Origin of the sequence: Corallococcus terminator (genome assembly GCF_003611635.1) — a bacterium.
GTDB classification, from domain to species: Bacteria; Myxococcota; Myxococcia; order Myxococcales; family Myxococcaceae; genus Corallococcus; species Corallococcus terminator.
In genome coordinates this window covers 1-6,108 of the sequence record NZ_RAVZ01000460.1, presented here as the reverse complement: position 1 = coordinate 6,108, position 6,108 = coordinate 1, and the positions used below count along the sequence as shown (strand labels likewise).

The 6,108-nt window shown below is 71.7% G+C and carries 5 protein-coding genes; 2 read left to right on the top strand and 3 right to left on the bottom strand.

Annotated features, from left to right (window positions below; translation table 11 throughout):
- On the top strand, positions 1–370 hold a 370-nt coding region (locus D7V88_RS38005; protein WP_120545437.1), incomplete at its 5' end, for an SDR family NAD(P)-dependent oxidoreductase.
- A gap of 124 nt (positions 371–494) precedes the next feature.
- Here D7V88_RS38005 and D7V88_RS38000 read toward each other — a convergent pair.
- Positions 495–2,324, bottom strand: coding sequence for a methyl-accepting chemotaxis protein (locus tag D7V88_RS38000; RefSeq protein WP_120545436.1), 1,830 nt, complete (start codon positions 2,322–2,324; stop codon positions 495–497).
- 204 nt (positions 2,325–2,528) lie between these two features.
- The gene (locus D7V88_RS37995) at positions 2,529–3,272 is read right to left on the bottom strand and encodes a PP2C family protein-serine/threonine phosphatase (protein WP_120545435.1); all 744 of its coding nucleotides are present in this window, start codon (positions 3,270–3,272) and stop codon (positions 2,529–2,531) included.
- A gap of 441 nt (positions 3,273–3,713) precedes the next feature.
- Between D7V88_RS37995 and D7V88_RS37990 the strand changes: the two genes are divergently transcribed.
- Positions 3,714–4,763, top strand: coding sequence for a hypothetical protein (locus tag D7V88_RS37990; RefSeq protein WP_120545434.1), 1,050 nt, complete (start codon positions 3,714–3,716; stop codon positions 4,761–4,763).
- A 37-nt stretch (positions 4,764–4,800) separates the two neighbouring features.
- Here the strand turns inward: D7V88_RS37990 and D7V88_RS37985 are convergent.
- Positions 4,801–6,108, bottom strand: a 1,308-nt coding sequence (locus tag D7V88_RS37985) for a hypothetical protein (RefSeq protein WP_372241164.1), incomplete at its 5' end; no start/stop codon positions are given.

The following is a 6,108-nucleotide window of genomic DNA, read 5'->3' as shown; positions in this document are numbered from 1 at the left end:
GGTCATCAACATCGGCTCCATCACCTCCACGCGCGGGGCGAAGTACACGTCCGCGTACTGCGCGTCCAAGCACGCGCTGCTGGGCCTGACGCGCGCGCTGGCGGTGGAGTACGCGCGCAAGAACGTCACGGTGAACAACGTGAACCCGGGCTGGGTGGAGACGGACATGTTCGCGGGCGCCACCGCCGCCGTCTCCAAGACGACGGGCCGCACGGAGGAGCAGGCGCGCGAGGCCCTGGCGTCGATGAACGCGATGGGCCGCATCATCCAGCCGGAGGAGGTCGCGGCGGTGTGCCTCTTCCTCGCTTCGGAGGCGGCGGGCGCCATCACCGGCGCGGCCTACGCCATCGACGGCGGCGAGGCGGGGTAACGGGCCTCACGGACGCGGAGGGCGGTGCTTCAAGCCCTCCGCGTAACGACTGGCACGGCCCATCGAAGAGGCTCGCTTCATGCGACGCGGGGCGCTCGTGACGAGAAGCCCCCGCGCCCCACCGTCACAGCCGGTACTGGCTCACGATGGTGCTCACGTCGTGGGACGCGGTGGTGAGGCGCGCGGCGGCGACGGCGCTCGTGGCCACGCGCTCCACCGTCTCATCCGCCAACCGGGTCAGGTCGCTCAGCGCGGCGAACAGCTCCGCGATGCCCGCGTCCTGCTGGCTGACCATGTCCGCGATGCTCTTCACCGACTCGCTGTTGTTCTGGATGACCGTGGCCAGCGCGCGCAGGCTCTCACCGGCAGCCCTCGCCTGGTCCAGCCCGCCCTCCACCTCGCGCGAGCCGCCTTCGCTCGTCTTCACCGCTTCGGAGATGGCCCGGCCGATGTCGCCGAGGATGGACTGCACGCGCGAGGTCGCCGTCGCGGACTGGTCCGCCAACGAACGCATCTGCCGCGCCACCACCGCGAACGCCCGCCCCGACTCGCCGCTGCGCGCCGCCTCGATGGCCGCGTTGAGCGCCAGCACGTTGGACTGGTCCGCCAGGTCCTTCACCGTTCCGGTGATGTCCCCCACCTGCCGCGTGCGCTGCCGCAGCTCCGACACCGTGCTGGAGATGCGCTCCACCTGCGAACGGATGTGCGTCAGGCCCCCGACGCTGCCCGCCACCGCGGACTCTCCCGCCTGCCCCACCGCGCCCGCCTTCTCCGCCTCGCGCAGCACGCCCGTCGCCCGCTGCGCCGCCGCCCGGGAGCTCTCCTGGAGCTGCCGCGCTGCAATCTGCGTCTGGTGCAGCGCCGCCGCCTGCCGCGTCACCGCGAGATTCTGATCCGACGCGGACGTGGCCAACTCCAGCGCCGTCGCCTCCAGCTCCTGCGCCGACCCCTTGAGCGCCACCAGCACCGCGCGCAGCCGCGCCATCATGTCCCCGAAGGACGTGGCCAACTGCCCAATCTCATCCTTCGAATGGACCTCCAGCGTGCCGCTGAAGTCCCCTTCCGCCACCACCCGCGCCGCCGCCGCCGTCAGCGCGTTCAGGGGCGCCATCATCCGCCGCACCAGCAGGAAGACGCCCGCGCCCGCCAGCAGCGCCACCAGCAGCCCGATGCCGAACACGCCCACCAGCGTGGAGCGCATCCGCGCCCACTCCGCCGCCGCGCCGCGCGCGAGCACCAGCTCCACCCCGTCCCCCATGTCCACCCGCGACAGGTGCAGCGCCGCGTCCCCCACGTCCACCGCGCCGCCGTTCGCCACGCCCGAGGCCGCCGCCGACAACAGCGCGGGCGCCGTCACCGTGCGCACCGACTGCGCCACCACCCGCGACCCCACGTGCAGCAGCAACTCCAACTGCTCACTGCCGGCGCCCAGGCGCCCCAGGTCATCCGCGCCCAGCTCCGCGCCCACCACGAGATGGCCCACCGTGGCGCCGTTGGACTGGACCGGCTGCGCCGCCGCCAACAAGGGCGAGCCCGTCGCCGGCAACAACACGTGCCCCTGCTGCCGCACCACCTTCTCCAGCCCCGGAAGACTCCCCTCCCGCGTGGACGCAATCAGCGTTCCATCCGGACGCACGAGCACCAGCAGGTCCACGCCCAAGAGCGCGCGCTGATCCGCCAACAGCCCCGCCTGCGCACCCCCGGCGGCCCCGCGCTGCAGCTCGCTGGCGAACACCGGGCTCGTCACCGCCACGCGGGACAGCTCCGTGAGGACCCGCACCTCCTGGTCCTTCAGCGCCTGCCAGCGGAGCGCGTCCCGCCCCAGCGCGGAGACCATCTCGGCCTCCACCCGCGAGCGCAGCGACAGGCCCATCAACGACACGGTGCCAAGGGTGAGGGCGATAACCACGGCGGTGAGCGCCGCGGTCAAGCGCGCGGCAAGGCTAAGCGTCATACGCAACGGGCACTCGGTCGAGGGAGAGGGGGGGCGAGGCGGGGGGCCCCAGAATATCCCGGAAATGGCGAAGGATTGAAGTCCCTGTGTCTGGCGACTCCCCTCCGTCGGACCGGACCCTCCTCGACGGGTCGGAAGGACCCGCCGACCCGAAGGGTCCACTTCCCTGACTTCCCCGGCCCCAGCCGTCCTGACGCGGGCGGATCAGGCCGCGGCGACGCGCAGCACGACGGCGGTGATGTTGTCGCGGCCCCCGGCCTCGTAGGCGGCGGAGACGAGCGCATCACACGCGGCCTGGGCGGACGTGGCCTGCAACAGCTCCGTCATCGCCTCCGGCCCCAGCGGCTCATACAGTCCGTCCGAGCACAGCAGGAAGACATCCCCGGGCTGCGTCTCCAGCCTCCGCACGGTGGGCTCCGCGTTCTCGGTGCCCAGCGCGCGCGTGATGAGGTGGCGCAGGTTGTTCGGGTTGCCCGGCGGTTCGCGGCCGGCGGCGCGCAGCTCCTCGATGAGCGAGTGGTCGCGCGTGAGCGGCTCCAGGTGTCCGTCGCGCAGGCGGTACAGGCGGCTGTCGCCCACATGGGCCACCGCCGCGCCGCGCTCTCCCACCGCGAGCGCCACCACCGTGGAGGCCATCTCCTTGAGCTTGCCCACGCGGCGCACGCGCAGGGTGCGCTGGGCCGACGCGGTGCAGGCGGCCAGGTAGTTCTCCTCCCGGGTCTTCGCGGGATCCACCGCGTCCGGCCACGTGCCGTCCCGGTCCCGATCCAACCGGTCGCTGAAGCCCGCGAAGGTGTCCACCACGCACTGACTGGCCACCTCGCCGCCCTCCTGTCCCCCCAACCCGTCCGCCACCACGAACAACCCACGCTCGGGCAGGACGCAGTACGCATCTTCGTTGTGCGGTCGCCGCCCGATATGGGTCTGCCCCGCGCTCTCGAATCTCATGACTGCCGCCTCCTGGCTGGGCTCCCGTACAGCAAGCGGGAGGCCAGCGGCCATGTCTCTTCGCGCCCGGGCTGCCCGCGCCGGGTTTTCTCCTGAGAAAGACGCTCGGAGGCCCGTTCCCTGTGCTCCATGGCACTTCCTTGTCCGACGACCGACGTTGCGCCCGTCCTGCCCCCGCCCGTCCATGCTGAACGGAAATCCAGTCCTGGACGAAGGGTGGGGACCACGGAAATCAACGACCTGACGGCGAACGGGATGATGTCGCACCTGATTACGTCACGGGAGGCAGCAGAAGATATCGGGCATCGTCGGTGGATTGTTGTCCGCGATGCTCGCATGCCCTCCTGAAGCCGATTCCGTGGGCCCCCCTAGCAACTCCCCCCGGGCCCGGCGGACAATCCAGAAGCTGCCCGACGTGCGGGCCATCACCCGAGGAGAACCATGACCTCCATCCGCCGCGTGGGTTCTGGCATCTCGACATCGCGGGCCTACTCCATCTCCTCGCAGTTGGAGGTCACCGCCCCGGTGCGCAAGGAGCCCCTGGCGCCCGTGGATCCGGTGCGGAGGGGCTTCTCCGACGACAGCGACTTCCAGGCGGACGCCGAGGGCGACCTGAACGGTGCGCTGTTCGCGGACCTCGGGCCCGACGAAGCCGCCCCGAACGCGGCGCGTGGACGCGCGGGCCAGGAGTCCCCGGAGCCCCGGGCCGCCCTGATGGAGAACTCGCAACTGCGCGCCTTCGCGGGCGTGAGTGAGTTCGAAGCAACCGCCCCCTCGTACGCGCAGCGGCTGGGCATGCCCATGTCGACGCCGCTCATGCAGGCGCGGCTGGCCAACCCCCAGCGGCGCACCGAGGAGGTGGAGACGGATCCCTCCATGGACCCGTCCGACATCCTGTCGCCCGACGCGGCGGCCTGGGAACTCCAGAACCTGGACACCATGCCCCGCACCGTCTCCGCGCAGGAGGCCGAGGACCTGCTGTTCCTCCTGGAGTCGGGAGACCTGTCCGGCCTGAGCGACGAGGAGCTGCGCGCCCTGAGCGAGGAGGCCGGCGCCGAAGGGTCCGACGCCGACCTGGAGTTGGAGTCCTCCGGAGCCACGGAAGGTCAGGACGACTTCATGGCCACGATGGACGACAGCGTGCCGGACCTCGAGTACGCCGAAGGGTCGATGAACGTCCCGCCGCCAGATGACTTCCTGGCGGACGTGAACGACTTCACGCTGGAGGCCCCCGAAGCCCAGGCAGCGGCCCCGGCGGAAGCGCAGGCTGAAGCCCCGCCGGCCTTCATGCACGAGGACAGCGTCGTGGTGGCGCCGGAGCTGACCCAGGCCGCCGTGACGGACGCCCCCGCGAACGCCGAAGCCCCGGTGGACGCCGCCGCGCTGGCCAGCGCCGGGACGGACATCGAGGACGTGCAGGACGCCGACTTCGTGGAAGCCGAAGCGGAGGCCCACACCGCGCCTCCGGCGTTCCACCCGCCCGAATCCTGAGGCGGGGCAGTCGTCACCCGCGCCCGGACCCCATGGCTCAGGGCGCGGGCGTGTCCGCGAGCGCGGCATCCAACTGCTTCTGCGCCTCCACCACGTCCTTCTTGAGCTCGTTCGTGTAGCGGTCTCGCTCCGGGCTGTTCCACTCCGAGGAGGAGAACTGGTGGAGCGGATACACGCGCGTGGTGTGGACCGGGCCGCGCAGCGTGACCATCAGCTCGCGGTCCGGGTCGCCCATCTCCTTGAGCAGGAAGCCCTCCACGTCGCGCAGGGTCAGCGGGAACGTGGGGACATCGTCGCGGACGAGCTTGCCGAAGACGTTGAGCCGCACCTCCTGCACGCCCTCGGGCAGTTCCTCGTTGAAGGACACCGCGGCGAACGGCACGCCCCCTTCGTCATCCAGGCGCGCGGACACCACGTACCGGCCCGCCTTGCGCACCTGGACCGTCAGGTACAAATCCAACGAGCCCGCCTCGAACACCTCGCGCACCCGGCGGGTGAACGTGGCGGGCGGCGCGGGCGTGTAGAGCACGTCGAAGAACGTCGCGTCCTCCTGCGAGCCGGAGCGCACGCGCACGTCCACGCGCAGCGTGCCGGAGAACATCGCGAAGCCCTGCCTCGACGGCTGGAAGCGGCCGGTGAGCACCCCATCCCCGGCCACCATGTCGCCGTCCTGGCCGCGGTCACCGAAGGCGAGCGGCACACCGGCCGCGCCTCCCGCGCCCGCCATGTGCTCCGCCTCGTGCGCCACCGCGGACAGCACCTCGCACGGGCGCGGCTCCCGGCGCGAGTCCTCGCACGCCACGGTGAAGAACACGGACTCCTCACCGACGACGAACACCTTGTCCTGCTTGAGCCGCAACTGCACGTCGGAGGTACCGTCCTGCGCGGCCTTCGGACTCAACGGCCGCGTACGCTCCGGCTCCGCCAACTCCATCTGATCCGGATGCTCGCGGCTCGGCCGGGACTCGGGCGGATAGCGCGTGGCCGCCACGTAGGACTCCAGCGAAGCGCGCGCGCGCTCCAGGCGCTTCTGCCACAGCTCGCGCCGGGCCTCGCGCTCGCGGGCCTCGGGGCTGAGCAGCGACGGCGCCGCTGCTTCGACAGCCCCGGGTGGACCCGCGCGCCCCGCCGGGGCCCGGGCCATCTCTTGATGCTCGGGCTCCGGGACGGGGGAGGCCTCCGGCAGGCCCTCTGGCGCTTCGGCCCCCTCGCTTGCCTGCCACCAGAACAACACCCCCACCCCCAGCACCAATGGCACGAGGGCAAGGAACCACCGGCCGCGTCGCAGCCAGGAAGAAGATGAGGCGGGGCCGTCGTCGGGGATCATGTGGGGGCTTCGCCAGAG

Coding starts and splice junctions, on each gene's coding strand:
- D7V88_RS38000 (WP_120545436.1), bottom strand. CDS start 2,324: ATGACGCTTAGCCTTGCCGCGCGCTTGACCGCGGCGCTCACCGCCGTG.
- D7V88_RS37995 (WP_120545435.1), bottom strand. CDS start 3,272: ATGAGATTCGAGAGCGCGGGGCAGACCCATATCGGGCGGCGACCGCAC.
- D7V88_RS37990 (WP_120545434.1), top strand. CDS start 3,714: ATGACCTCCATCCGCCGCGTGGGTTCTGGCATCTCGACATCGCGGGCC.